Source organism: Variovorax sp. VNK109 (genome assembly GCF_049445855.1).
Taxonomy (GTDB): Bacteria; Pseudomonadota; Gammaproteobacteria; order Burkholderiales; family Burkholderiaceae_C; genus JAGOCV01.
Genome location: NZ_JBMSDV010000002.1, coordinates 535,805 through 560,880, shown reverse-complemented (window position 1 = coordinate 560,880; position 25,076 = coordinate 535,805). Strand labels below are relative to the sequence as shown.

Here is a 25,076-nt window from a genome sequence, read left to right as displayed (position 1 = left end):
AACAGGAATCTGGAATGGGTGCGTCCGTCCGACGCCCGGGCCGGGCGCCGCACTGCGTCAGGACTGGCCTGGCTCAGCGTCTTCAGCCGCCTGGAAATTGACGGCGCGGCCCGGCACGATGGTGGAAATGGCGTGCTTGTACACCATCTGGGTCACCGTATTGCGCAGGAGGACGACATATTGGTCGAATGACTCAATCTGGCCCTGCAGCTTGATGCCGTTGACGAGGTAAATCGACACTGGCACATGCTCGCGACGCAGGGTGTTGAGGAACGGGTCTTGGAGGAGTTGCCCTTTATTGCTCACGATATTCTCCGTGTTCACACGAAATGTTGTTGGAAGATGCACCATACCACACAGGGCTCGGCACGCAAGTAACGGGTTGTCGAAAGTCCTTGCCCCGTCCATGGGCGCCGATGGCAGCGGAAGCTCAGCTGCCTTCCTTGTCGGCATAGGGGTTGTGCGAGGTCTTCATCTCGATCCGCAGCGGCGTGCCGATCAGGTCGAATTCCTTGCGGAAACGGCCTTCCAGATAGCGCTTGTAGGCGTCGGTCACATGCTCGAGCGAGTTTCCGTGCACCACGATCACCGGAGGATTCATGCCGCCCTGGTGGGCATAGCGCATCTTGGGCCGGAACATGCCCGAGCGCTTGGGTGCCTGGAATTGCACGGCTTCCTGCAGCAAACGCGTGAGCACGGGCGTGGACATCTTGCGTGTCGCCGACTTGTGGGCCTGGATGATCGCCGACCACACGGGCCCGAGGCCCTGACGCTTCCTGGCCGAGATGAAATGCAACGCCGCGAACTTCAGGAAGCTCAGGCGCGTCTCGATGGAGCGCTGCACCAGCTCGCGCTGATAGCTGTCGACCGCATCCCACTTGTTGATGGCCAGCACGACTGCCCTGCCCGTCTCGAGGATGTAGCCTGCAATGTGAGCGTCCTGGTCCGTCACGCCCTGCGTCGCGTCCAGCAGCAGTAATACGACATTCGACGATTCGATTGCCTGCAGCGTCTTGACGACCGAGAACTTCTCGATGGCCTCGAACACCTTGCCCTTGCGACGCAGGCCAGCGGTGTCGATCAGCTCGAAGCGCTGGCCATTGCGCTCGAACGGTACGGTGATCGCGTCGCGCGTCGTACCGGGCAAGTCGAATGCAACGAGGCGTTCTTCACCCAGCCAGGTGTTGATGAGCGTGGATTTGCCGACATTGGGCCGGCCCGCAACTGCCAGCTTGATTGTCTGCGCGGCTTCGGTATCTTCTTCGTCGTCAGGGTCCGGCAGGTTGAGCGGTTCGAGCGCCAGCTCCACCAGACTGCGGATGCCCTGCCCGTGCGCGGCCGACACCGCCAGCACCTCGCCCAGCCCGAGTTCATAGAACTCGGCCAGTTGCTGGCCTTCCTTCATGCCTTCGGCCTTGTTGGCCGTCAGGATGCAAGGCTTGCCGAGCCGGCGCAGATAACGTGCGATGTCGTGGTCCTGCGCGGAAAGGCCTGCGCGGGCATCCACCACGAACACCACGACATCGGCTTCGGCCACTGCCTGCTGCGTCTGGCGTGCCATTTCCTTGTAGATGCCCTCGGAGGCATCCGGCTCGAAGCCGCCCGTGTCGATGACGATGAACTCGTGCTTGCCCTGCCGGCCGTTGCCGTAGTGCCGGTCGCGCGTGAGCCCCGCAAAATCAGCAACGATGGCGTCGCGTGACTGTGTCAGGCGGTTGAACAATGTCGACTTTCCGACGTTCGGCCGGCCGACAAGCGCGATGACTGGTTTCATGTCAGTTCGGCTGGTAGCCGAACACGCCACCGTTGCGGGTCACGATCACGAGCGTGCGGCTGGCAACCACGGGTGTCGCAGCGATCGCTGAACCGTCGGTCGTCAAACGCGTGAGCGGCGAGCCGTCTTCGCGCGACAGCAGATGCACGAGGCCCGTGCTGTCGCCAATGACGACGGATCGACCCAGCGCCAACGGAGCGCTGAGCGTGCGGTACTGCAGGCGATCGGTCTGCCAGGCGCGTTCGCCGTCAGCACGGCGCCACGCTATCACCTTGCCATCCGACTCGGTGCCGAAAACGAGGTTGTCATCGCCGCTCACGCCTTGCAGGCCGTTGGCGGTCTTCGTCCACACCGGCGATCCCCGGCGCGCGTCCACACAACCTACTCCCGCCTGGAAGGCCCGGGCACAGATCACGTCATTCAAGCGGCTGACGGAACCCACGAGATCGACAAGACGCTCGACGTCGTTGGTGCCGCGCGGCGACGCGACCGGGACTTCCCAGCGCGAGGTGCCATTGACCGGATTCATGCCTACCATGCGGCTGGACAGTCCGACGATCAGTGTGTCTTCGAAGGGCACCAGCACGCCGGCCTGACGCAACACCAGCGGCTCACCGGTCCGCTGCTGGTTCCACAACCTGCGACCGGTCTGGCCGTCGAAGGCAGTGACGGAACGATCCGCCCCCAGAACGAAGACGCGCTTGCCCGCCACCAGCGGCGGCGTGAACGATTGCGCCGAGAGCTTCTGACGCCAGAGCACCTTGCCGGATTCGATGGCCACGACTTCGTTGGCCGTGGTCACCACGGCAGCCTGGAAGCCGTCGCTGCCCGCACCCGCCGAGATGGGCGCACCCACGTTGACGCGCCACAGATCGTTGCCATTGCGTGCATCGATGGCAGCAACCAGGCCGTCCGAGCTGGCCAACGTGACGGTGCTGCCGCTGACGTTCACTTCCAGCGGGAAGTTCACGGCGTTGATGCGGTTGTTCCACACCGGGCGCACATCGAGCAGCGCATTGTTGGGGCCGAGCTCGGCCGGCTTCGGCCGTGCAGGACCACTGGAGCAACCGGCCAGCACCAGCGCTGCCGCGCCCGCCAGCATCAGAACGCGAACAGGCTTCCCGAGCCTGGCTGCAAATCCGGTCGTCATCACTTGGCCGCCTCCTGTGTGCCCGCAGGCTTGTTCAATGTCTTGGTGTCCACGCCCAGCGAGGTGAGCTTGATTTCGAGGATCTGCCGGTACTCGGACTGCGGATCCAGCGCGGCATGCGCCTTGAGGTATTCGGCCTTCGCCTCGTCGCGCTTGCCCTGGAGCAGCAAGACGTCGCCCTTGCGGTCGGCGACCAGCATGTTGAATGCGGCAGGAACCGGCTCGGCAAGCACCTTCAGTGCGTCGTCATAGGCCTTGGTATCCATCAGCAAGGCAGCCAGTCGCAGGCGCGCGAGCGCCTTGTAGCCTTCGTCTTTCGCGTTGCCCGAAACCCAGGTCAGCGCCGCACGCGCTGCGTCGCCATTGCCCTTTTCGTTGAAAGTGCGGGCAGCCAGCATGCCGGCTTGCGCCGCATAGGTCGTGCGACCGTACTGGTCCTTGATGTCCGCAAATGCCTTGTCCAGCAGTGTCGTGTCGCCGGCCTGGGCAGCGCGCTCCACCTCGTCGTACATCGCGGAAGCCAGACCAGCCTGGCGGCGCTCCCAGAAGTTGTAGCCATTCCACGCTGCGACGGAGCCAAGGGCAAGGATCAGCACCCAGGTGATGGCGTTGCCGTAGCGGTTCCAGAAGTGCTTGAGCTGGTCAAGCTGCTCCTGTTCTTCAAGATCAAAATGTTGTGCCATCTTTCGGTTCTTTGTATCCGGTCGGCCTCGTCAGGCCTGAGCCGGCGATTGTAGGGTGGCGGACCAGCCGGCGACATCCGCCATGGACCTGGCAACTTGTGCACCCGCCCCGTCGCGCAAGGCCTTGACGATCACTTCGCCGCGCGCAAACTCCTCGGCACCGAAGATCAGCGCGAAGCCCGCGCCGCTTCCGTCGGCCCGTTTGAGTTGCGACTTCATGCTGCCCATGCCTTCAATTCCCGCTGCTGCGTGCATCTGTACGCGCACGCCGCTCGCGCGCAGCGCCTGTACCGTGACCATGGCCTTCGGCACGAATGCCGCGTCGGGGATGACGGCGTAGACATCGGGCAAGGGCATGTCGATCGCCGTTCCGTTTTCCTTGATGAGTTCGAGCACCCGTTCGACGCCCAGCGCCCAGCCGACTGCCGGCGCAGGCTTGCCACCGATCATGCCGATCAGGTAGTCGTAACGCCCACCGCCGCAGATGGTGCCCTGCGAACCGAGGCTTTGCGTGACAAACTCGAACACCGTCAGGTTGTAGTAGTCCATGCCGCGCACGAGGCGCGGGTTGAGCGTCCATGCGACGCCGTTGGCGTCCAGGATTTCCTGCACCGTCCTGAAATGTTTGAGCGATGCCTCGCCCAGGAAATCGATGAGCTTGGGTGCCGCTTCCACGAGCGATTGCATCGCCGGGTTCTTCGTGTCCAGGATGCGCAGCGGATTGCTGTGCAGGCGGCGCTTCGCTTCTTCGTCGAGCTGGTCGGCGTGCTGTTCGAAATAGGCGATCAACGCGGCGCGGTGCGCACGTCGCTCATCGGGTTCGCCAAGGCTGTTGAGTTGAAGCTGCACGTCCTTCAGGCCCAGCTCTTTCCAGAGTGCATCAGCCAGCAGGATCAGCTCGGCATCGACCTCGGCACCCGGGTAGCCCAGCGCCTCTGCACCGATCTGGTGGAACTGCCGGTAGCGGCCCCGCTGCGGACGCTCGTGGCGGAACATCGGGCCCATGTAGTAAAGCCGCTTGCCCCCGTCGTACAGCATCGAATGCTCAGCGACAGCGCGCACGACGCCGGCCGTGTTCTCGGGACGGAGCGTGAGCTGTTCGCCATTGAGCCGGTCTTCGAAGGAGTACATCTCCTTCTCGACGATATCGGTCACCTCGCCCAAGCCACGCACGAAGAGCCCCGTGGGCTCGACGATCGGCGTGCGGATGTTGCGGTATGCGAAGCGCGCCATGAGCTCGCGCACTTTTGCTTCCAGCCATTCCCAGCGCGCCGAATCCGGCGGCAGGATGTCGTTCATGCCTTTGACCGCGGTGAGTTTCTCCACCCGGGCGGCGCTCGGTTTATCTGCCATGTTCTTCTTCTGTCACGCGGCTTCGGTCACGGCTTGCGTGCCGAAGCGTTTTTCAATGTAGTTTTCAACCAGTTGCTGGAATTCGTGCGCGATGTTTTCACCGCGCAGCGTCAATGCCTTTTCACCGTCGATGAAGACGGGCGCGGCAGGTGCCTCACCCGTGCCCGGCAGGCTGATGCCGATGTCCGCGTGCTTGCTCTCGCCCGGGCCGTTGACGATGCACCCCATCACCGCGACCTTGAGACCCTCGACGCCCGGATAGCGCTTGCGCCAGACCGGCATCTGCATGCGCAGGAAGTCATCGATCTGCTTTGCGAGTTCCTGGAACGTCGTGCTGGTGGTGCGACCACATCCGGGGCATGCGGTCACGCTCGGCACGAAGATGCGCAAGCCCAGCGACTGGAGGATTTCGGAGGCCACCACCACTTCCTGCGTACGGGCTTCGCCAGGCTGCGGCGTCAGCGATACGCGGATGGTGTCGCCGATGCCTTCCTGCAGCAGGATGGAAAGCGCCGTCGCCGAGGCCACGGTACCCTTGACTCCCATGCCGGCTTCGGTCAGTCCCAGATGCAGCGGATGGTTGCAGCGGCGCGCGAGTTCGCGGTAGACCGAAATCAGGTCCTGGACGCCGCTGACCTTGCACGACAGGATGACTTGCGCAGGATCCATGCCCATCTCGACCGCGCGACGCGCAGAGTCGGTCGCCGAGGTCACCAGCGCTTCATACATCACCTGCTTCACATGCCAGGGCTGCGGACGGCGGCTATTCTCGTCCATCAGGCCGGCCAGCAGTTCCTGGTCGAGGCTGCCCCAGTTCACGCCGATCCGCACAGGCTTGTTCCAGCGCAGCGCAGCGTCGATCATCTGCCCGAACTGCTTGTCGTGTTTGTCGCCCTTGCCGACGTTGCCCGGGTTGATCCGGTACTTGGACAACGCCTCGGCGCAGGCGGGATATTCGGTCAGCAGACGGTGGCCGTTGTAGTGGAAGTCGCCGATCAGCGGCACGTCGATGCCCATGCGATCGAGCTGTTCCCGGATGTGCGGCACGGCTTCTGCTGCCTCGGGCGTATTCACGGTGATCCGCACCATCTCCGAGCCAGCCTGCGCCAGTTCCTTCACCTGGATGGCCGTACCGATCACGTCCACGGTGTCGGTGTTCGTCATCGACTGCACCCGCACCGGCGCGCTGCCACCGACGGTCACCACGCGCGGGCCCCAGACGATCTGGCCTTGCAAGGAGCGACGGGCTGCCGGCGCCGCGGGGGCAATGGGGAGACAGCTGGGCGATTCGGTCATTTCACTTCAAAGCGGGCCACGTTGTCGCGGCCTTGCGGAACGAGGTTGAAATCCTTGCCACGCACCTTCACACGCGTGAGGTCGGCCCGCCCCACGGTCACCGTGAGGGGAAGCGCACCCGACGCAGACGCGGACTCGCCGGAGGCCAGCGTGCGGCGAAGGACGACGGCACCGGTGGAGTCGACCACCTCGACCCACGAGGAACCGGAAGCCTCGAAGGCCACGAGCGTTGCCGCCGCCGGCACGGCTGGCGATGCCATGGTCGCGGCAGGCGCAACTGTTGCGGGGGGCGTCACGGCAGCGGCCGTGGGCGCAGCGGCGGTCGACCCTGCATCGCTGTTCGGCACAGGCGCGTCGGAAGGCGGCAGAACGACGTTCGGTTCGGCCGGCGTCGGCGCAGCCACCGGCGGCATCACCACAGTCTCTGCTTCACGCACATTGTTGTCGCTGCCGGAGGAAGGCAGGAAACGCGCAGGCAACAGCAGGATGACGGCAGCCCCCATGAGCAGCACCAGCACGGCCAGCATGGTGGGTCGCGACAGTTGCGAGACCACGCTGGGTGCTGGTGCATCGCCAGGGCCACGGAACGGTGCGTTGATGCCGCGCTCGTGCTGCGACACCAGGGCGGCGGAGCCGCTGGGCAGCAGGCCAAGCACGGGGGCCGGATCGATCTTGAGTGCACGGCACATGCTGGAGGCCAGCGCACGGGCAAACACCGCATCAGGCAGCAGGTCCAGGCGATCGGCTTCCAGCGCTTCGAGTTTGCGCACCGGCACTTTCATCGAGACGGCCAGCGCCGCGATGTGCAGGCCAGCTGCTTCGCGCGCCTGGCGCAGCAAGCGCCCTGCCGTGGGCGGCGCATCAGGGGGTGCTACCGCCGGGATCACCGACGGCACGAAATCCGACGCGTAGGCGTCATTCATCGAACGCACCCCTGTCGAAGAGCCCGGCCTCCTTCGAGGTCGGGAAGCGGCGCTTGAGCTGCGAGCCCAGCTGTGCCTGGGCCTCCCGGTTGCCCATGGTGCGCTCGACCTTCACGCCGAGCCAGAGCGACTCGGCGCTGGCAAGTTCGCTGTTGTTCAGCCGGCGGATGTAGAACTGCGCGCGCGTCAGGTCCTTGCGTTCGTACAGCAGCTTGGACAGGTGGTAACCGGTGATGGGGTTGCCCGGATTGAGCTCGTAGGAATGCGCCAGGCTTTTTTCGGCCTCGGCCCTGCGACCGGCCTGGAGCTGGCAGAGCCCCAGCGCCATGTACGTCTTGGCCTGACCGGCGTATTGCGGGTTCGCCACGGCCTGGTTGAACATCTGCTCGGATTCGGTGAAGCGACGCTGCTGACACAGCATCCATGCGTAGTTGTGCAGGATGTCGCTCTCACGCGGGGCCAGCGACATGGCGCGCTTGAAGCTGTCTTCCGCCAGGCCCATGTCCTTGAGTTGCATGTAGATCAGGCCGCGCAGGTTGTAGGCATCTGCGTAGACCGGATCGGCGGCCAGGGCAAGCTTCAGTTCATCCAGCGCCACGTTGGTCTGGCCCTGCTCGAAATAACCGACGGCCAGCTCGAGACGGATTCGCGCGCGGCGGTGCGCGTCGGTCTGGTCCGATTCGGTCGCGATGTCACGGCGGCCATCCGAGGGGCCGCTGGTGCTCGTTGTGCAGCCGGTGATGGCTGCCGCCGAAACGGCCAGGCCCGTGACAACCAGCCACCGGCCCAGTCCGCCGACCAGATCCCGCCCATGCGCTACGGATGAATTCATGCTGCTCAGGTCTCCTTGACGGCTTCGGTGGATCGGCTGATGGAATGGAGCTTCACGGTTCGCTGCTGCGCGATGCGCTCGCCCACACGGGTGCGGTCCTGCACATCGCCCGCCAGCTGGCCGCACGCGGCATCGATATCGTCGCCACGTGTCTTGCGGACAGTGGTGACGATACCAGCATCGATGAGCATTTTGGCGAAAGCCTCGACGCGCGCACGCGGCGAACGCGTGAGCCCCGAAGCCGGGAAAGGGTTGAACGGGATCAGGTTGAGCTTGCACGAGACACCTGCGTGCCCGCCCTGCCCCTTGACCAGTGCAATCAGTTGCTGCGCATGCTCGGGCTGGTCGTTCACACCGTCGAGCATGCAATATTCGAAGGTGATGAAGTCGCGCGGCGCGAAATCGAGGTAACGCCGGCAGGCGTCCATCAACTCGACCAAGGGGTACTTGCGATTCAGCGGCACCAGGTTCTCGCGCAGCACATCATTGGGCGCGTGAAGCGAGACAGCCAGGGCGACCGGGCAGTCCTGGGCCAGCCTGTCCATCATGGGCACGACGCCCGAAGTGGACACAGTGACCCGGCGGCGCGACAGGCCATAGCCATGGTCGTCCAGCATCGTGCGCAGCGCCGGTACCAGCGCCGAGTAGTTCTGCAGGGGCTCGCCCATGCCCATCATCACCACGTTGGAGATGACGCGCTCGCTCGTCTTGAGGTGGGCGCGGAGGAAATGCTCGGCAAACCACAGCTGGGCGACGATCTCGCCAGTGGTCAGGTTGCGGCTGAAGCCCTGATGACCGGTGGAGCAGAAACGGCAGCCGACCGCACAGCCCGCCTGCGAAGACACGCACAGCGTGCCGCGGTCGTCCTCGGGAATGAACACCGCCTCGACGGCGTTGCCGCCGCCGACGTCGAACAGCCACTTGATGGTGCCGTCAGCCGATTCCTGTTGCGTCAGGACGTCCAGGGGCTGGACGTGGGCTGCGGTCTTGAGTTTTTCACGGAGCGACTTGGCCAGATCGGTCATCTGGTCGAAGTCGCGCGCGCCGCGCTGGTGGATCCAGCGGAAGAGCTGGGTCGCGCGGAAACGCTTCTCCCCGAGCCGTTCGCAGAAGGCGGCCAAACCCTCGAGATCGAAATCGAGAAGATTGGCCGTCATGGCATGGGGATCGCCGGGCTGGAAAGCCTCAGCGAGCGTAGACGTTCATGCCGGCGAAGAAGAAAGCGACTTCGACCTGCGCGGTCTCGGGGGCATCGGAGCCGTGCACGGCGTTGGCATCGATGCTGTCGGCGAAGTCGGCGCGGATGGTGCCGGCGGCGGCCTTCTTGGGGTCCGTGGCGCCCATGAGTTCACGGTTCTTCAGGATGGCGTTCTCGCCTTCCAGCACCTGGATCATCACGGGACCGGAAATCATGAAGCCCACGAGGTCCTTGAAGAAGGGACGCTCCTTGTGCACGGCATAGAAAGCTTCCGCTTCGCTCTGCGACAGATGGGCCATGCGCGACGCCACGATCTTCAGGCCAGCAGCCTCGAAACGCGCATAGATCTGGCCGATGACATTCTTGGCCACTGCGTCGGGCTTGATGATGGAAAGGGTACGTTCGATAGCCATGATTTATTTTCCAGAGAGTTTGGATTCGTTTTGGATTCTTCTTCGCCCTAAAGGCAAAGCCTGCAATTTTAACCTGCAAGCGCTACACCCCAGAGACAAATGCCCTGAAATGTCCCCGGAAACGACAGGCTTGCCCAGGCTGGCCCGGCACGGACTCAGCGGCCTCGCCCGCCGCCCCCGCCACGACGGGAACCACCGCCTCCGCCGCCGCCCCCACCGCCATTGTTGCGACGCTGACCACCGCCCGGACCACCCTGCCTCTGGCGGGTGAAGCTGTCCGATCCGATATAGCCGAACGAGGTTTTCATGGGATCGGGCTGCCCGCCACTACCACCGCCGCCCTGACCCTGGCCGCGCTCCTTGCGGCGCTGGTTCTGCTGGCTCGTCGACAGCGGATTCGGCCCGCGACCCGGCTGGCCGCTGCGTGAATCACGCTGCTGGCCTCCACCGCCGGCATTCCCGCCGCCATTTCCACCACGACCATCACGTCCCCCGCGGCGGCGCTTGCCGCGTCCCGGTTGCCCGCCGTGCTGGTCGCCACCGCCCTCGCGCGGGCGGTCATTGCCCATGCCACCCACCGCCTGGGTGAGGGCGTTGATGTCGAACTCGTCCAGCTCCATCCACGCCCCCCGCCGGAGGCCGCGTGGCAGCACCATGGCCCCGTACCGGATGCGGATGAGACGGCTCACGGCGTGGCCGACGGCCTCCATCATCCGGCGCACTTCGCGGTTGCGGCCTTCGGAAATTGTCACGCGATACCAGCAATTGGAGCCCTCGCCGCCGCCGTCTTCGATGGAGCCGAACTGCGCCATGCCGTCGTCCAGCTTCACGCCATCCAGCAAGCGCTGCTTTTCCTCATTGCTGAGCGCACCGAGCACGCGCACCGCGTATTCGCGCTCCAGTCCGAAACGCGGGTGCATGAGCTTGTTGGCCAATTCGCCGGAACTGGTGAACAGCAACAGGCCTTCGGTGTTCAGGTCCAGCCGGCCGACCGATTGCCACTTGCCCTGGAACAGGCGGGGCAGCTTGCGGAACACCGTGGGGCGGTTTTGCGGATCGTCGTGCGAGACGACTTCGCCTGCCGGCTTGTGGTACGCAATGATCCGCGCTGGCGGCGGTGCAATACGCACCTTGATGGGCTTGCCGTTGACCTTGACCTGATCGCCGAACTGGATGCGCTGGCCGATGTGGGCCGGCTCGTTGTTCACGGAGATGCGGCCCTCCATGATGAGTTGCTCCATCTCCAGCCGTGAACCCAGGCCTGCCTGCGCCAGCACCTTGTGCAGTTTGGGCGTATCGGCCTGCGGGCTCAGGACGCGCTTGACGGGCTCGTCTTCTCCCCCGACGCCTTCCTCGGCGTCGAACTGACCGGAAACGACGTCCGAAAAACGGATGGGGTCGGCCGGAGGAGGCGGTTCGCGCCGTGCACGACGTTGACCGGGCTCATCGTCATCGTCGAAATCCGGGTCGAAATCGTCGTCGACGTCTTCATCGTCACGATCGGCACCCCCTTCAGCCGCGCTGGAACCCGGCGCTGCTGGCGATTCGTCCACGGTGGCGGAATCCAGCGATTCGTCAACCGCGAGCGCTCCCGAAGTGGCGGCGGCGCTCGACTGTGGGCGCCTGCGGCGGCGGGGCTTCTTGGCGGGCGCTGCGTCCTGCCCGGGCACATCTTCGGGAATGCCGGCTTCAGGGCTGGAATCGTCGTGGGGCGTGGAGTTCATGTCGGCTTGCCGTCCTTGGCATCGGATTCTTCTTCGGGAGGCAGGGCATCTGCCTCCGGCGAGGTCGTGGTCTGGAGCGCGTCTTGCGACAAGTCGCCCGGTGCTTCGGCAGATGGCTCCACCGGCACGTCGTCAGGCGCGCTGTCGATCGGCTCGGCCGTGTCCTTGGTTTCGTCGGCCTCATCGCCGATCGGCAATGCCGACTGCGAGCCTTCCGGCATCTCGGCGAGCGCCTCGAACACACCCGCCTGCTGGGCAGGGCTTTCGAGCAACGGCAATTGATCCAGGGAGGCCAGCCCCAGGTCGTCGAGGAACTGGCGCGTCGTGGCGTAGAGCGACGGACGGCCGACCGCTTCCCGGTGCCCGATGACTTCGACCCAACCCCGATCTTCCAGTTGCTTGAGGATGAGCGAATTGATGGTCACGCCGCGGATGTCTTCCATGTCGCCACGGGTCACCGGCTGGCGGTAGGCAATGATGGCCAGCGTTTCAAGCGCGGCACGCGTGTAACGCGGCGGCTTTTCGGGATGCAGGCGGTCGAGGAATTCGCGCATTTCAGGCCGGCTCTGGAAGCGCCAGCCGGTTGCCACGCCAACCAGTTCGACGCCGCGGGCCGCCCAGTCGTCCTGCAGTTCGCCCAGCAGGGTCTTGATGGTGTCCGACCCGAGCTCGTCGTTGAAAAGTACGCGCATCTCGCGCACCGCCAGAGGCTGCTGCGAACAAATCAGCGCGGTCTCGAGGACGCGCTTGGCATCCGCCGTATTCATGATGTTGCGTTTCTTCGGGGAAAGAGCGTCACCAGGGACGCGGGCATCAGGCGCAAAACCGGAAGCGATTCGATCAAGGGCGATTCGTTTCGCGGCGCTGCGTGCAGCCGGTGGGCCAGGCAGCGTGTGCGGGGGTATGGTGTCGCGCCCGCACGGGCTTCGGAGCCTTCAACGTTCATTGTAGCGCAGGCCCCAGGCCGCCAGAGCGCCGCGCAGGTCGTCCGGGAGCGGCGATTCGAAAGCCATTGAAAGGCCTGTCACCGGATGATCGAAACCCAGCCGGTAGGCATGCAATGCCTGCCGGGCCAGGCCTGCCGCGGGCGCACCTCCATACAGTTCGTCCCCCACGAGCGGGTGGCCGATGCTGGCCATGTGAACGCGGATCTGGTGCGTTCGGCCCGTCTGCAGCGTGCACTCCACCCAGCAGCCCGCCTGCGCATCCTCGATGAGCCGGATATCGGTGCTGGCAGATTTGCCGGAATTGCGATCAAGGTCGACCACGGCCATGCGCAGGCGGTTGCGCGGATCGCGCCCGATCGCGGCGTTCACATGCCGCAGCGGCTCGCCCGACCATGGCCTGTGCGCCAATGCCACGTATTGACGCCGGACTTCGCGCGCGGCGATTTGGCGTACCAGCGCGTCCATGGCCGTCCGCGTGCGCGCGACCACCATGAGGCCGCTCGTATCCTTGTCCAGCCGGTGCACGATGCCCGCCCGGGGCAAAAGGCCCGCTGCGGGATCACGCGCGAGCAGCCCGTTGAGCAGGGTGCCCTGCCAATTGCCGGGAGCCGGGTGCACGACAAGGCCCGGCGGCTTGTCGATCACCAGCAGGTGCTCGTCTTCATGCACCACGTCCAGTGGCATCAGCTCAGGCACAAACGCGCGGCTTTGCGGCGTCGGGCGCAGGTCGATGCTGCCTTCGTCACCGGCACGGACCCGGTGCGCGGGCTTGGTGACGACCTGACCGCCTACCTCAACGGCGCCGTCATCGACCAGTTGGGCCAGGTAACTGCGCGAAAAAGCCGGCACGAGGCGCGCCAGCGCTCGATCCAGACGTTCGCCGTGGTCCTGCGCCTCGAATTTGAGGGACCGCGTCTCGATCTCTGCGCCGAACTCGACCGCGTCTTCCAGCCCTTCGTCGGGACCGGAATCCATGCCGGGCTGGTCAGGGGTGACCGATATAATCGTTTCGCCTTTTTTCAAGAAAGTCGCCTGTGATGCTTCGCTCCAAATTATCGGCTGTCCCCGCTCTCGTGATCGCGGGCCTGCTGCTCGCGGGTTGTTCCTCGACGTCGGTGGACAAGACCGCCAACTGGAGCCCCAACAAGATTTACGCCGAAGCCAAGGATGAGCTTGATTCCGGCGGCTACGAAAATGCGATCGGCCTGTACGAAAAGCTGGAAGGCCGTGCTGCGGGCACACCGCTGGCCCAGCAGGCGCAGGTCGAGAAGGCTTACGCGCAGTACAAGTCCGGAGAACGTGCGCAGGCTGTCGCCACGCTCGACCGCTTCATGAAGCTGCATCCGGCCAGCCCCGGCTTCGACTACGCGCTGTACCTCAAGGGCATCATCAACTTCACCGACGATCTGGGCATGTTCTCGTTCCTGACGCGCCAGGACCTGTCCGAGCGCGACCAGAAGGCGGCCAAGGAATCGTTCGAGGCGTTCAAGGAACTGGTGACGCGATTCCCCGATTCGCGCTACACGCCCGATGCCCGCCTGCGCATGACCTACATCGTGAATTCGCTCGCGCTGTACGAGGTCCATGTGGCGCGCTACTACTACACGCGCGGCGCTTACGTGGCCGCCATCAACCGGTCGCAGATCGCGCTGGCGGACTACCAGGAAGTGCCGGCGCTGGAAGAAGCGCTCTACATCATGGTCAAGTCCTACGAAGCGCTGGGCATGAACCAGATGCGTGACGACACGATGCGCGTGCTGCAGAAGAACTATCCGCAGAGCGAGTACCTGACCCGTGGTTTCAAGGGAAACCAGGATCCCTGGTGGAAGATGTGGTGAGGCCGGCCAGGGCGTTGCTGAAGTCCGCGGCCGTCTGAAGCCGCCGCATCGGCGGCAATGCTGCCAGCAGGCGGCGGCCGTAGCCCATCGTGAGCAGGCGCGTATCGCAGATCACGAGCATTCCCGAGTCGGTTTCCCGGCGAATCAGCCGGCCCGCACCCTGCTTCAGCGCCACTGCGGCTTCCGGCACGAAGTAATCCCCGAAAGGACTGCGCCCCTGCGATTGCAGCCGCTGTGACCGGGCTTCCACCAACGGATCGCCGGGTGGCGGAAACGGAAGCTTGTCGATGACAACCAGTTGCAACGCGTCCCCCGGAATGTCCACGCCCTCCCAGAACGAGGCGGATGCAACGAGAACGCAGCCGCGCTGCCCGTCCTCGCTGCCCTGACGCAATCGTTCCATCAGGCGCCGCTTGGGCCATTGCCCCTGCTGCAGGATTTCAACCGCCGTGTCGCCCTCGAATCGCGCCTGCAGCGCTTCGCCGATGCTGCGCAGTGCGCGCAGCGTCGTCGTCAACACCAGCGTCCGCCCGCCGAGTGCAGCCGCTGCCTCCTCCACGAGATCAGCGACACGCGCTGAATGCGTCGGCTCATTCGGCTTCGGGAAATCGCGAGGGACGTAGAGGCTGGCCTGCTGTGCGTAGTCGAACGGGCTTTCCACCTGTAGCACGCCGGCATCCGTCAGGCCGCAGGGCTCGGTGAACCAGCGCAGTTGCGGATCGTCGCCCAGCGTGGCGGAGGTGAAGATCCAGGTCCGGGCCAGTTCGCCCTCGCCCTGCTCTTCGCTGCCCTCCTTGAGGAGCTTGCCGCGCACGGCCTGCGCGATGTCGAGTGGCGATTCAACGAGACGCAGGTGGTTGCCGACATCCAGCCACCGGACATTCCCGGGCTGGCATGCAGCAACGAAGGCCTGCGCCCGTTGCGCCATGAGCGCGGCGCGTTCGTGCAGGCGCACGAAATCAGGCGCGATCTCGGTGACGGTGTCGATGGCCTCCATCGCTTCCGTGCAGGCCTCGCCAAGCCGTGCAAGCGCGCCGTTCCAGTCATGGTCGTCGATGCCTTCAGGTGCGCTGCCCGCCCACTTCAGCTTCGCGCCGGGCACTTGCCTGCCGACCACAAGACGCAGATCGCGTGCGGCGTGTTCCAGCGAAGCGGCCACGCCCTGCCAGTCCACCAGGCCCCGCGCGAGCTGGAGACCTGCCCCCAGCATGTCGCGGGAGAAATCGAGCAACTGCCCCGTCCCGAGATGCGCGCCGAGGAATTGCACGCCGGTTTCGTTCAGCTGGTGCGCTTCGTCGAAGATCGCCACGCGCACCGTCGGCAGCAGTTCCGCCATGCCGGATTCACGAACCGCAAGGTCGGCAAAGAACAGGTGGTGGTTGATGACCACGACATCGGCGGCCAGCGCTTCGCGGCGGGCCAGGTTCACGTGACATGCGCGGAACCTGGGGCACTGCGAGCCCAGGCAGTTGTCGCGGGTCGACGTGATCAGAGGAATCAGCGGCGAGCGCTCGTCCAGCCCCGGCAATTCGGCCAGATCACCCGTGCGCGTGACCTGCGACCACTCCTCGATGCGCGCCAGTGACCGCACGGCTGCGCGGTCCGGCAGCGAGGCATCCTGTCTGGCAAGGTCCATGCGGTGCAGGCAGAGATAGCTGCCACGCCCTTTCAGCAGCGCCGTGCGCACCGGCAGGCCGAGCGACTGTACGAGGCCCGGCAGATCGCGGGAGAACAGCTGGTCCTGCAGCGTCTTGGTTGCGGTGGAAACCAGCACCCGCTCCCCACTCAACAGCGCGGGAACGAGGTAGGAGAAGGTCTTGCCCACGCCTGTTCCGGCCTCCACTACCAACGCCCCACCCTGTTCGATGGCATCGGCCACGGCCAGCGCCATGCGGGTCTGCCCGGCGCGCGGGCGGTAATGCGGCGTGGCACGCGCCAGCACACCTGCGTCCGAGAACGCGTGGGCCACCTGTTCCTGCAGGCTCATCAGGCGGGCTCTTTGGGGTCGAGTGCGATTTCGAGTTGCGCGATCTGGTCGCGCAGCAGGAGACGGCGTTTCTTGAGGCGGCGCATCAGGAGTTCGTCCTGCGGGTTGCCATCGGGCCCCAGCCGGTCGATGGTGGCGTCGAGGTCGGCGTGCTCGATACGAAGTTCAATGAGGCGCCGCTCGGGCGAATGCAGGTTGGAGTCCAAGGGGCGCCGCGATATCTGTGGTACTGTCTCTCAGGATCGTTTGATAATACGTCTTCGGACGCAACTTTTCGAGCACGCCCTGCGTGTTTCGCGTTTCCCCATGAGCAAAGGTTTCCGGCTTACCGCAGCAACTGGCATCCATAAGGGTGACCGCGACTACCAGCAGGATCAGGTCGCCCTCATCAGCCATCCGCGCGTGGTCGGCTGCGTGCTCGGCATCGTGGCCGATGGCATGGGTGGCCGCAGCGGTGGGCGCAAGGCGTCCGATCAGGTGCTGCTGACCGCACGCCAGCTCTTCGAGTCCTTCTCCCCCGAAAAGGACGACGCGCCCTCGATGCTCAAGCAGATCGTCGACGAGGCGCACATCGTCATCAAGCTCACGGCCATTTCTTCCGAGCAGGAACCACACAGCACGGTCGCTGCTTTCCTGATCAACCCTCGTGGTGATTGCCACTGGATCCACGCCGGCGATTCGCGCGTGTACCACTACCACGGCGATCGAATGATCAAGCGCACGATGGACCACTCTTACGTGCAGGCGCTTGTCGATCGCGGGGACATCACCGAGGAAGAAGCCAACTCCCACCCGCAGTCGAACATCCTGCTCGGCTGCCTCGGCATGGAAGAAGACCCGCCGGTGGACACCCATTTCATCCCCAAGCTTCGTCCCGGCGACAGTCTGGTGGCGTGCAGCGACGGCGTCTGGCATTACTTCAGTCCGGACGAGATGGGCTCGATCCTTTCCACGCTGTCGCCGCGCGAAGCCACCGAGTTCATGATCGACAAGGCGCGTGCTCGCGGTCAGGGTGGCGGTGACAACCTGTCGCTGGTGGTCGTGAAGGTCGAGGCGCTGGAACCGGAAGCACCCACGGTGCGCATGGCCCAAACCAACCCGTTCGTCTGAACGAAGTTCAGCCCGCCGATTCAGTTCGTGGGCACCGGCAGGGGTTGGGCCTTTGGCTTCCCGCTGTTCTGGCGTGAGGTTTCACGGCGTTTGCGGTTCTCTTCGGCTTCGAGCTGCTTGGTCTCGAAACGTTGGCGCTCCTGTGCAGCCTGGGATGCTTTTTCATCCCGTGCGAGCTGTTTGGCCGCGCTGGACTGCTTTCGTGCCTCGAAGCTTTCACGGTTCATGGCTTCCGAAGCCTGGGCCGCAGCCCGGTCGGCACTCTTTCCGGCTGCGCGTTGTTCGCGCTCCTGCTGGCTACGCAGCGAGCTTTGCATCTTCGCTTCTGCGCTCTCCTCACGCTTGCTGTCGTTGCGCTGCTCCAGGCGACTGGCCTGCTCCGCTGCCTTGCGCTTGCGTTCGGCATCGTTGAGCGAGACTTCCTGGCGCTTCAGGTCGGCCATCACCACACGCTGGCGGCGGCGCACGTCAGTCAGGCAATCGGTCACGGCGAACTTCGCGTAGCAGGCCTTCTCTTCCTGCGCGAAGGTGGCGCTGGCCTGACTGCGCTCGGCCGCGATGCGGGCGTGTTCACGCGCCGCGCTTTCGGGGCTGGCATCGATCTGGGCCTGCGCAAACACGAGCTGCGGCAAAGCAGCGAAGCCAAGTGCCAGAACATGTGTGATGAAGTGGGCGCGCGTCATGTCAGTCGGGTATCCACCGTGCGGCGCTCCAGCGCCAGGAATTCCGCCGACTGCATTTCGTTGAGGCGCGAGATGGTGCGCGGGAATTCATGGGCCAGCGGGCCTTCGGTGTACAACGCCTCGGGCTCCACGGCCGCGGACAGGATCAGCTTGACGCGGCGGTCGTAGAGCACATCCACCAGCCAGGTGAAGCGCCGCGCTTCGGACGCCATGCGCACGGGCATGTGCGGCACGTCGGACAGCAACACGGTGTGGAACTGCGAGGCGATCTCCAGGTAGTCGTTCTGCGAGCGTGGCCCGCCGCAAAGCGTCCTGAAGTCGAACCAGACCACACCACCCGCCTTGCGCCTGGCGCGGATCTCGCGCGCTTCGATGTGCAGCACCGGGTCTTCATCTGCGGACTCGGCGATCTTCTCGAACGCGTCGGTCATCGCGGCGTCCGCCTCAGCGCCAAGGGGCGTGTGATAGAGCTTGACTTGCTCCATCACGCGGCGACGGTAGTCCGTGCCGTTGTCCACGTTGACCACTTCAAGGCGTTCGTTCAGCAGATCGATGGCCGGGAGAATCCGGTCGCGATGCAGGCCATCCGGGTACAGGTCGTCCGGCCGGAAATTCGACGTGGTGACGAAGCCGACGCCATTTTCGAACAGCGCCACCAGCAGACGGTGCAGGATCATCGCGTCAGTGATGTCGGCGACGTGGAACTCGTCGAAGCAGATGAGCTTGTACCGCCTGGAAATCCGGCGGCCAAGTTCATCGAGGGGATTGACGGTGCCTTGCAACTCGACCAGTTCACGGTGCACTTCCCGCATGAACTCGTGGAAGTGCAGCCGCGTCTTGCGGCGCAGCGGGACCGCGTTGTAGAAACAGTCCATCAGGAAGCTCTTGCCGCGCCCGACACCGCCGTACATGTAGACACCACGCGGGATGTCCGGGCGGTTGATCAGCTTCTTGAGAGCGCTGGAGCGCTTTTCCTTGTAGGCCGCCCATTCCAGGGCGCAGCGCTCCAGTGCATCGACGGCGCGCAATTGCGCGGGGTCACTGGTGTAACCCCGCGTCTTGAGCTCGGCCTCGTAGGCCTCGCGGACTGACGTCACGTCAGAAGTTCAGCGTGCGCTTGTCCACCGCCAGAGCGGCTTCCTTGGTCGCTTCGCTGAGCGACGGGTGCGCGTGGCAGATACGGGCGATGTCTTCGGCGCTGGCGCGGAACTCCATCGCCACGACGGCTTCGGAGATCAGTTCGCTGGCCATCGGGCCAACGATATGCACGCCAAGAATCTCGTCCGTCGCCGCATCGGCCAGGAACTTCACCATGCCCGTCGTATCGCCCAGCGCGCGTGCACGACCGTTCGCGAGGAACGGGAACGTGCCGGCCTTGTAGGCGTGGCCCGAAGCCTTGAGCTGCTGCTCGGTCTGGCCGACCCACGCGATTTCCGGGCTGGTGTAGATGACCCACGGAATCGTGTTGAAGTTGACGTGACCGTGCTGGCCGGCAATGCGCTCGGCCACGGCAACCCCCTCTTCTTCCGCCTTGTGCGCGAGCATCGGACCGCGGACCACGTCGCCGATGGCCCACACATTCGGCAGGCTGGTCTTGCACTCGTCGTCCACCACGATGGCACCACGCTCGTCGAGCTTGAGGCCGACGGCTTCGGTGTTCAGGCCAATGGTGTTGGGCACACGGCCGATCGAGACGATCAGCTTGTCGACGTCGAGCGACACCGCTTCGCCCTTGGCGTTGGTGTACGCCACCGACACGCCCTTCTTGCCGGTCTTGATCTCGCCGACCTTCACGCCGAGTTCGATCTTCAGGCCCTGCTTGTCGAACGCCTTCTTGGCTTCCTTGGCGATCTGCTCGTCCACCGCACCCAGGAACGTCGGCAGGCCTTCGAGCACCGTCACTTCAGCGCCCAGACGACGCCAGACAGAGCCCATCTCCAGACCGATGACACCGGAGCCGATCAGGCCCAGCTTCTTCGGCACCGAGCCGACGCGCAGCGCGCCGTCGTTGGAGAGGATGTTCTCCTCATCGAACGGCGTGCCGGGCAGCGCGCGGGCGTTCGAGCCCGTCGCCACGATGATGTGCTTGCCGATGATGGTTTCTTCGGCAGCACCGGTGACCTTGATTTCGTAGCCGCCTTCAACTCCTTTGACGAACGAACCACGGCCGTGGAACGAAGTCACCTTGTTCTTCTTGAAGAGGAACTTGATGCCGTCGTTGTTCTGCTTCACGACCTGGTCCTTGCGGGCGATCATCTTCGCCACGTCCAGGCCCAGGCCCTTCACTTCGATGCCGTGCTCGGCAAAGTGCTTGCCGGCGTGCTCATAGTGCTCGGACGACTGCAACAACGCCTTGGAGGGGATGCAGCCCACATTGGTACACGTGCCGCCCAGTGCCTGGCCGCCCTTGGCGTCCTTCCACTCGTCGATGTTGGCCACGTTGAAGCCGAGTTGCGCCGCGCGGATGGCAGCGATGTAACCACCAGGACCGCCGCCGATGACGATCACGTCGAATTGCTTGGACATCGTGGACTCCTCAGATGTCGAACAGCAGGCGCGACGGATCTTCCAGCGCTTCCTTCATGGCGACCAGGCCCAGCACGGCTTCGCGGCCGTCGATGATGCGGTGGTCGTAGGACATGGCCAGGTAATTCATCGGACGCACCAGGATCTGGCCGTTCTCGACGACGGCACGGTCCTTGGTCGCATGCACGCCCAGGATGGCCGACTGCGGCGGGTTGATGATCGGGGTGGACAGCATGGAGCCGAAAGTGCCGCCGTTCGAAATGGAGAAGGTGCCACCGGTCATTTCCTCGATGCCCAGCTTGCCTTCCTGCGCCTTCTTGCCGAATTCGGCGATCTTCTTCTCGATGTCGGCGAAGCTCATCTGGTCTGCATTGCGCAGGATGGGCACCACCAGGCCGCGCGGCGAACCGACGGCGATACCGATGTCGAAGTAGCCGTGGTAGACGATGTCATTGCCGTCGACCGAGGCGTTCAGCACCGGGTACTTCTTGAGGGCATGCACCGCAGCCTTCACGAAGAAGCTCATGAAGCCGAGCTTGGTGCCGTGCTCCTTGGTGAACGCGTCCTGGAACTTCTTGCGCAGGTCCATCACCGGGGCCATGTTCACTTCATTGAACGTGGTGAGGATGGCGTTGGTCGATTGCGACTGCAGCAGGCGCTCGGCCACACGCGCGCGCAGGCGGCTCATCGGCACGCGCTGCTCGGGGCGGTCGCCCAGGTTTGCAGCAGCGGCGGGCGATGCAACTTGCTGCAGCGCAGCCTTGGGTGCAGCAGGAGCCACGGCCGGAGCAACGGAAGGCTTGGCGCCAGAAGCGACGGCACCGAGAACGTCCCCCTTGGTCACGCGGCCGTCCTTGCCCGTGCCAGCCACGGAGCCGGCGGCCAGGTTGTTGTCGGCCATCAGCTTGGCGGCGGCTGGCATGGCCACGCCAGCCATCGAGCCACCAGCGGCCGGGGCCGGAGCGGGCGCAGACGCGGCGGCAGGAGCCGGGGCTGCAGCAGCGACTGCAGGGGCGGGAGCAGCAGCACCGGCCTTGCCTTCGGTATCGATCTTCGCGATCAGCTGGTCGGCCACCACGGTGCCGCCGTCGCCCACGACGATTTCGGCCAGCACGCCAGCGCTGGGCGCGGGCACTTCGAGCACGACCTTGTCAGTTTCGATCTCGATCAGGATCTCGTCGACTGCCACGGCCTCACCGGCCTTCTTCTTCCACTGAAGCATGGTGGCTTCGGCCACGGACTCGGACAGCTGCGGGACCTTCACTTCTACGATTGCCATTGATGTTCTTTCGGTTGATTCTGGTTGTTCAGTACGGTGGGGTGCGTCACTTCGTCAGCACGAAGCCCTTGAGCTTGCCGAAGGCGCCGTCGACCAGCGCCTTCTGTTGTTCCTGATGCAGGTGCGAGTAGCCCACGGCCGGCGAAGCCGACGCGGCACGGCCGGAGTAGCCGAGCTTCTGGCCGTCGAGCATGTTTTCGTGGATGTAGTGCTGCACGAAGAACCAGGCCCCCTGGTTCTGCGGCTCGTCCTGGCACCAGACGATGTCGGTGGCATTGGCGTAGCGCTTGATTTCGGCAGCGAACGCCTTGTGCGGGAACGGATAGAGCTGCTCCACGCGCAGGATCACGGTGTCGTCCGAACCCTTTTCGGTGCGCTTCTTGACGAGGTCGTAGTAGACCTTGCCCGAACACACCACGATGCGCTTGACCTTGTCGGCCTTCTTCACGATCTCTTCGTTCTGCTCGGGAATCACCGTCTGGAAACTGCCCTTGGTGAACTCGGACAGCGGCGATGTCGCGTCCTTGTTACGCAGCAGCGACTTCGGCGTCATGATGATCAGCGGCTTGCGCAGGTTGCGCACCATCTGGCGACGCAGCAGGTGGAAGATCTGGCTGGCCGTGGTCGGCTGCACCACCTGCATGTTGGTGTCGGCCGACAGCTGCATGAAGCGCTCCAGGCGCGCCGAGCTGTGCTCCGGACCCTGGCCTTCGTAGCCGTGCGGCAGCATCAGCGTCAGGCCGTTGACGCGGCCCCACTTCACTTCGCCCGAGGCGATGAACTGGTCGATGACCACTTGTGCGCCGTTGGCGAAGTCGCCGAACTGGGCTTCCCAGATCACGAGCGTGTTGGGGTCGTTCGACGCGTAGCCGTATTCGAAACCGAGCACAGCTTCTTCGGACAGGATGGAGTCGATGACGACGAACGGGGCCTGGTTGTCGGCCACGTGCGACAGCGGGGTGTAAGCGCCTTCGTCGAACTTCTCGCGGTTCTGGTCATGGATGACGGCGTGGCGGTGCGTGAACGTACCGCGCCCGCAATCTTCGCCCGACAGGCGCACCGGATAGCCGCTGGCCACCAGCGACGCGTAGGCCATGGTCTCGCCCATGCCCCAGTCGACATTCACGTCGCCACGCGCCATGGCAGCGCGGTCGTCGTAGACCTTCTTGACCAGCGGGTGCGGCGTCACGCTCGCCGGAATGGTCGTGACCTTTTCCGACAGGCGTTTCCACTCGGCCAGCGGAATGGCGGTGTCGGCGGCATCCGTCCACTTCTTGCCCAGGTACGGGCTCCAGTCGACGGCGTACTTGCTCTTGAAGTTGGTCAGCACCGGATCGACCGTGTGCTTGCCGGCGTCCATGGCGGCGCGGTAGGCCTTGACCATGTCGTCGCCCAGCGTGGCGCCCAGGCCCTGGGCCGACAGCTTGTCGGCGTACAGCTTGCGCGTGCCGGGGTGGGCAGCGATCTTCTTGTACATCATCGGCTGGGTGAGCGAAGGCGTGTCCTGCTCGTTGTGGCCCAGCTTGCGGAAGCAGATGATGTCGACGACCACGTCCTTCTTGAACTCGGTGCGGAACTCCAGCGCCAGCTGGGTGGCCAGCACCACGGCTTCCGGGTCGTCGCCGTTCACGTGGAGCACGGGCGCCTCGATCATCTTGACGATGTCGGTGCAATACAGCGTCGAGCGGCTGTCGCGCGGGTCGCTGGTGGTGAAGCCGATCTGGTTGTTGATGACGATGTGCACCGTGCCGCCCGTGTGGTAGCCACGGGTTTCGGCAAGCGCCAGCGTTTCCATGATGACGCCCTGACCGGCGAACGCCGCGTCACCGTGCACCAGCACCGGCAGCACCTGCTTGCCTTCGGGGTCGTCACGGCGGTCCATGCGGGCACGCACCGAGCCTTCAACCACGGGGTTCACGATTTCAAGGTGCGAGGGGTTGAATGCGAGCGACAGGTGGACGGGGCCGCCAGGCGTCGTCACGTCGGAGCTGAAGCCCTGGTGGTACTTCACGTCACCCGAAGGCAGTTCTTCTGGGGCGGTGTGGTCGAACTCGGCGAACAGGTCGCCCGGCATCTTGCCCAGCGAGTTGACCAGCACGTTCAGACGGCCGCGATGGGCCATGCCGATCACGATTTCCTGCACACCCTTCGCGCCAGCACCCTGGATCAGTGCGTCCATCGAAGCGATGAAGCTCTCGCCGCCTTCGAGGGAGAAGCGCTTCTGGCCAACGTACTTGGTGTGCAGATAGCGCTCGAGGCCTTCTGCAGCCGTCAGGCGATCGAGGATCTTTTTCTTCTCTTCGGCGTTGAAACTGGGCTTGGAACGGACCGTCTCCAGCTTCTGCTGCCACCAGCGCTTCTGGTTCTGGTCGGTGGTGTACATGTACTCGGCACCCAGAGTGCCGCAATACGTCTCGCGCAGCGCGTTCAGCAATTCGCGCAGCGACATGGTGTCCTTGCCGAAGAACGTGTTGCTTGTGTTGAACACCGTTTCCTGATCGGCGTCGCTGAAGCCGTAGAACGAGGGCTCCAGTTCGGGAATGGGGGGGCGTTCGGTGCGCTTGAGCGGGTCGAGATCGGCCCAGCGCTGTCCGACGTTGCGGTAAGCAGCGATCAGTTGCTGCACGGCCGTGCGCTTGCGGCCCAGCTCGGAGTCTGCGCCCGTGGCCACGACCACCTTGGTGCCGCCAGCCTTGGCGCGCTCGGCAAAGGCATTGATCACCGGCAGGTGGGGAACGTCCTTGGCATTGGTGCCATCGCCCGCAGGCACGTGTTGCAGGGCGTCGAAGTATTCGCGCCAGGTGTCGGGCACGCTGCCGGGGTTGGCGAGGTAGTTCTCGTACATCTCTTCCACGTACGGCGCGTTGCCGCCGAAGAGATACGAGTTGCCTTGATAGGCGGTATAGACGGTAGCCGTCTGGGGCGACGAGTTGTCACTCATGTTCTTGCGACCTTCATTTCCCTCTGGGAAACGTTAGCTGGTGAATAAACCTTCCGCGACACGGCTGAACCGGATGGCGGATGCTCTGACTTGCAGTGGCTGGGAAGGGCCTGAATACGCCCTCGATTGTGCCACCAACTCGTGACCGCGATAAGACAAGGGACGGACCGCTTGGCATGCTTGTCCCCATATCAAGCGACACACTTTCTGTCACATGTCCACGCTGAATGGCTGCTTTTCGCAAAAACGTGGTTTTACACAGGTAGGCACGTATTTTTTTTGCAACATTTACTAACGTTTTGTCGTCCGGTGCTATAACCTGCGGATCACCCATACAGAGAACGCCATGGCTTTTGCACGCTTACGTCGTACCTTGCTCGCATCGCTTCTGGCTGCTGGCGCCGTTGCCAGCGCAAACG

General features: G+C 64.4%; 22 protein-coding genes. 2 read left to right on the top strand and 20 right to left on the bottom strand.

Going from position 1 to position 25,076, the window contains the following annotated elements; genetic code table 11:
- Positions 1-57 precede the first annotated feature (57 nt).
- The 13 genes from hfq to ACO2Q9_RS10125 form a co-directional block, all read right to left on the bottom strand.
- Positions 58-306, bottom strand: a complete 249-nt coding sequence (gene hfq / locus ACO2Q9_RS10185; RefSeq protein WP_423310862.1) for an RNA chaperone Hfq — start codon at positions 304-306, stop codon at positions 58-60.
- Between the two features lie 124 nt (positions 307-430).
- Positions 431-1,774, bottom strand: coding sequence for a ribosome biogenesis GTPase Der (gene der / locus ACO2Q9_RS10180; RefSeq protein WP_423310860.1), 1,344 nt, complete (start codon positions 1,772-1,774; stop codon positions 431-433).
- 1 nt (position 1,775) lies between these two features.
- A complete protein-coding gene (gene bamB / locus ACO2Q9_RS10175; RefSeq protein WP_423310858.1) occupies positions 1,776-2,924 on the bottom strand; it encodes an outer membrane protein assembly factor BamB in 1,149 nt (382 codons plus the stop codon).
- The gene (locus tag ACO2Q9_RS10170) at positions 2,924-3,607 is read right to left on the bottom strand and encodes a YfgM family protein (RefSeq protein WP_423310856.1); all 684 of its coding nucleotides are present in this window, start codon (positions 3,605-3,607) and stop codon (positions 2,924-2,926) included. The genes bamB and ACO2Q9_RS10170 overlap by 1 nt, the downstream gene beginning before the upstream one ends.
- A gap of 30 nt (positions 3,608-3,637) precedes the next feature.
- On the bottom strand, positions 3,638-4,933 hold the full coding sequence (hisS, locus tag ACO2Q9_RS10165; protein ID WP_423311242.1) for a histidine--tRNA ligase: 1,296 nt from the start codon (positions 4,931-4,933) through the stop codon (positions 3,638-3,640).
- A 39-nt stretch (positions 4,934-4,972) separates the two neighbouring features.
- On the bottom strand, positions 4,973-6,256 hold the full coding sequence (ispG, locus tag ACO2Q9_RS10160; RefSeq protein WP_423310854.1) for a flavodoxin-dependent (E)-4-hydroxy-3-methylbut-2-enyl-diphosphate synthase: 1,284 nt from the start codon (positions 6,254-6,256) through the stop codon (positions 4,973-4,975).
- Positions 6,253-7,179, bottom strand: a complete 927-nt coding sequence (locus ACO2Q9_RS10155) for a helix-turn-helix domain-containing protein (RefSeq protein WP_423310851.1) — start codon at positions 7,177-7,179, stop codon at positions 6,253-6,255. The genes ispG and ACO2Q9_RS10155 overlap by 4 nt, the downstream gene beginning before the upstream one ends.
- Positions 7,172-8,011, bottom strand: a complete 840-nt coding sequence (gene pilW, locus ACO2Q9_RS10150) for a type IV pilus biogenesis/stability protein PilW (protein WP_423310849.1) — start codon at positions 8,009-8,011, stop codon at positions 7,172-7,174. The genes ACO2Q9_RS10155 and pilW overlap by 8 nt, the downstream gene beginning before the upstream one ends.
- A 5-nt stretch (positions 8,012-8,016) precedes the next feature.
- On the bottom strand, positions 8,017-9,168 hold the full coding sequence (rlmN, locus tag ACO2Q9_RS10145; protein WP_423310847.1) for a 23S rRNA (adenine(2503)-C(2))-methyltransferase RlmN: 1,152 nt from the start codon (positions 9,166-9,168) through the stop codon (positions 8,017-8,019).
- A gap of 28 nt (positions 9,169-9,196) precedes the next feature.
- Entirely contained in the window at positions 9,197-9,622 is a 426-nt protein-coding gene (ndk, locus tag ACO2Q9_RS10140; RefSeq protein WP_423310845.1) for a nucleoside-diphosphate kinase, read from the bottom strand.
- A 155-nt stretch (positions 9,623-9,777) separates the two neighbouring features.
- Positions 9,778-11,346 carry a pseudouridine synthase gene (locus ACO2Q9_RS10135; protein WP_423310843.1) on the bottom strand — a complete coding sequence of 523 codons (1,569 nt, stop codon included), beginning with the start codon at positions 11,344-11,346 and terminating at the stop codon, positions 9,778-9,780.
- Positions 11,343-12,113: an SMC-Scp complex subunit ScpB gene (gene scpB / locus ACO2Q9_RS10130; RefSeq protein ID WP_423310841.1), complete on the bottom strand. Its 771-nt coding sequence runs from the start codon at positions 12,111-12,113 to the stop codon at positions 11,343-11,345. Before scpB ends, ACO2Q9_RS10135 begins: the two co-directional genes overlap by 4 nt.
- 168 nt (positions 12,114-12,281) lie before the next feature.
- Complete coding sequence (locus tag ACO2Q9_RS10125; protein ID WP_423311240.1) at positions 12,282-13,268, bottom strand: RluA family pseudouridine synthase; 987 nt, start codon at positions 13,266-13,268, stop codon at positions 12,282-12,284.
- A 62-nt stretch (positions 13,269-13,330) separates the two neighbouring features.
- Between ACO2Q9_RS10125 and ACO2Q9_RS10120 the strand changes: the two genes are divergently transcribed.
- Positions 13,331-14,131: an outer membrane protein assembly factor BamD gene (locus tag ACO2Q9_RS10120; RefSeq protein ID WP_423310839.1), complete on the top strand. Its 801-nt coding sequence runs from the start codon at positions 13,331-13,333 to the stop codon at positions 14,129-14,131.
- On the opposite strand, the gene ACO2Q9_RS10115 is transcribed toward ACO2Q9_RS10120, so the two are convergent.
- A complete protein-coding gene (locus ACO2Q9_RS10115) occupies positions 14,094-16,118 on the bottom strand; it encodes an ATP-dependent DNA helicase (RefSeq protein WP_423310837.1) in 2,025 nt (674 codons plus the stop codon). The two genes, ACO2Q9_RS10120 and ACO2Q9_RS10115, sit on opposite strands and share 38 nt — an antisense overlap.
- Positions 16,118-16,324, bottom strand: coding sequence for a DUF465 domain-containing protein (locus ACO2Q9_RS10110; RefSeq protein ID WP_423310835.1), 207 nt, complete (start codon positions 16,322-16,324; stop codon positions 16,118-16,120). Before ACO2Q9_RS10110 ends, ACO2Q9_RS10115 begins: the two co-directional genes overlap by 1 nt.
- A 100-nt stretch (positions 16,325-16,424) precedes the next feature.
- On the opposite strand from ACO2Q9_RS10110, the gene ACO2Q9_RS10105 reads away from it, so the two are divergent.
- A complete protein-coding gene (locus ACO2Q9_RS10105) occupies positions 16,425-17,228 on the top strand; it encodes a PP2C family protein-serine/threonine phosphatase (RefSeq protein ID WP_423310833.1) in 804 nt (267 codons plus the stop codon).
- A 20-nt stretch (positions 17,229-17,248) separates the two neighbouring features.
- Here ACO2Q9_RS10105 and ACO2Q9_RS10100 read toward each other — a convergent pair whose 3' ends face one another.
- Genes ACO2Q9_RS10100 through ACO2Q9_RS10080 form a run of 5 tightly spaced genes read right to left on the bottom strand, consistent with a single transcriptional unit; the run spans position 17,249 to position 24,657 of the window.
- A complete protein-coding gene (locus tag ACO2Q9_RS10100; RefSeq protein ID WP_423310831.1) occupies positions 17,249-17,911 on the bottom strand; it encodes a hypothetical protein in 663 nt (220 codons plus the stop codon).
- Complete coding sequence (gene zapE, locus ACO2Q9_RS10095; protein WP_423310829.1) at positions 17,908-19,008, bottom strand: cell division protein ZapE; 1,101 nt, start codon at positions 19,006-19,008, stop codon at positions 17,908-17,910. Before zapE ends, ACO2Q9_RS10100 begins: the two co-directional genes overlap by 4 nt.
- 1 nt (position 19,009) lies before the next feature.
- A complete protein-coding gene (gene lpdA, locus ACO2Q9_RS10090; RefSeq protein WP_423310827.1) occupies positions 19,010-20,437 on the bottom strand; it encodes a dihydrolipoyl dehydrogenase in 1,428 nt (475 codons plus the stop codon).
- Between the two features lie 10 nt (positions 20,438-20,447).
- Positions 20,448-21,716 carry a 2-oxoglutarate dehydrogenase complex dihydrolipoyllysine-residue succinyltransferase gene (odhB, locus tag ACO2Q9_RS10085; protein WP_423310825.1) on the bottom strand — a complete coding sequence of 423 codons (1,269 nt, stop codon included), beginning with the start codon at positions 21,714-21,716 and terminating at the stop codon, positions 20,448-20,450.
- Positions 21,717-21,762: 46 nt separating this feature from the next.
- A complete protein-coding gene (locus tag ACO2Q9_RS10080) occupies positions 21,763-24,657 on the bottom strand; it encodes a 2-oxoglutarate dehydrogenase E1 component (RefSeq protein WP_423310823.1) in 2,895 nt (964 codons plus the stop codon).
- Positions 24,658-25,076 lie beyond the last annotated feature (419 nt).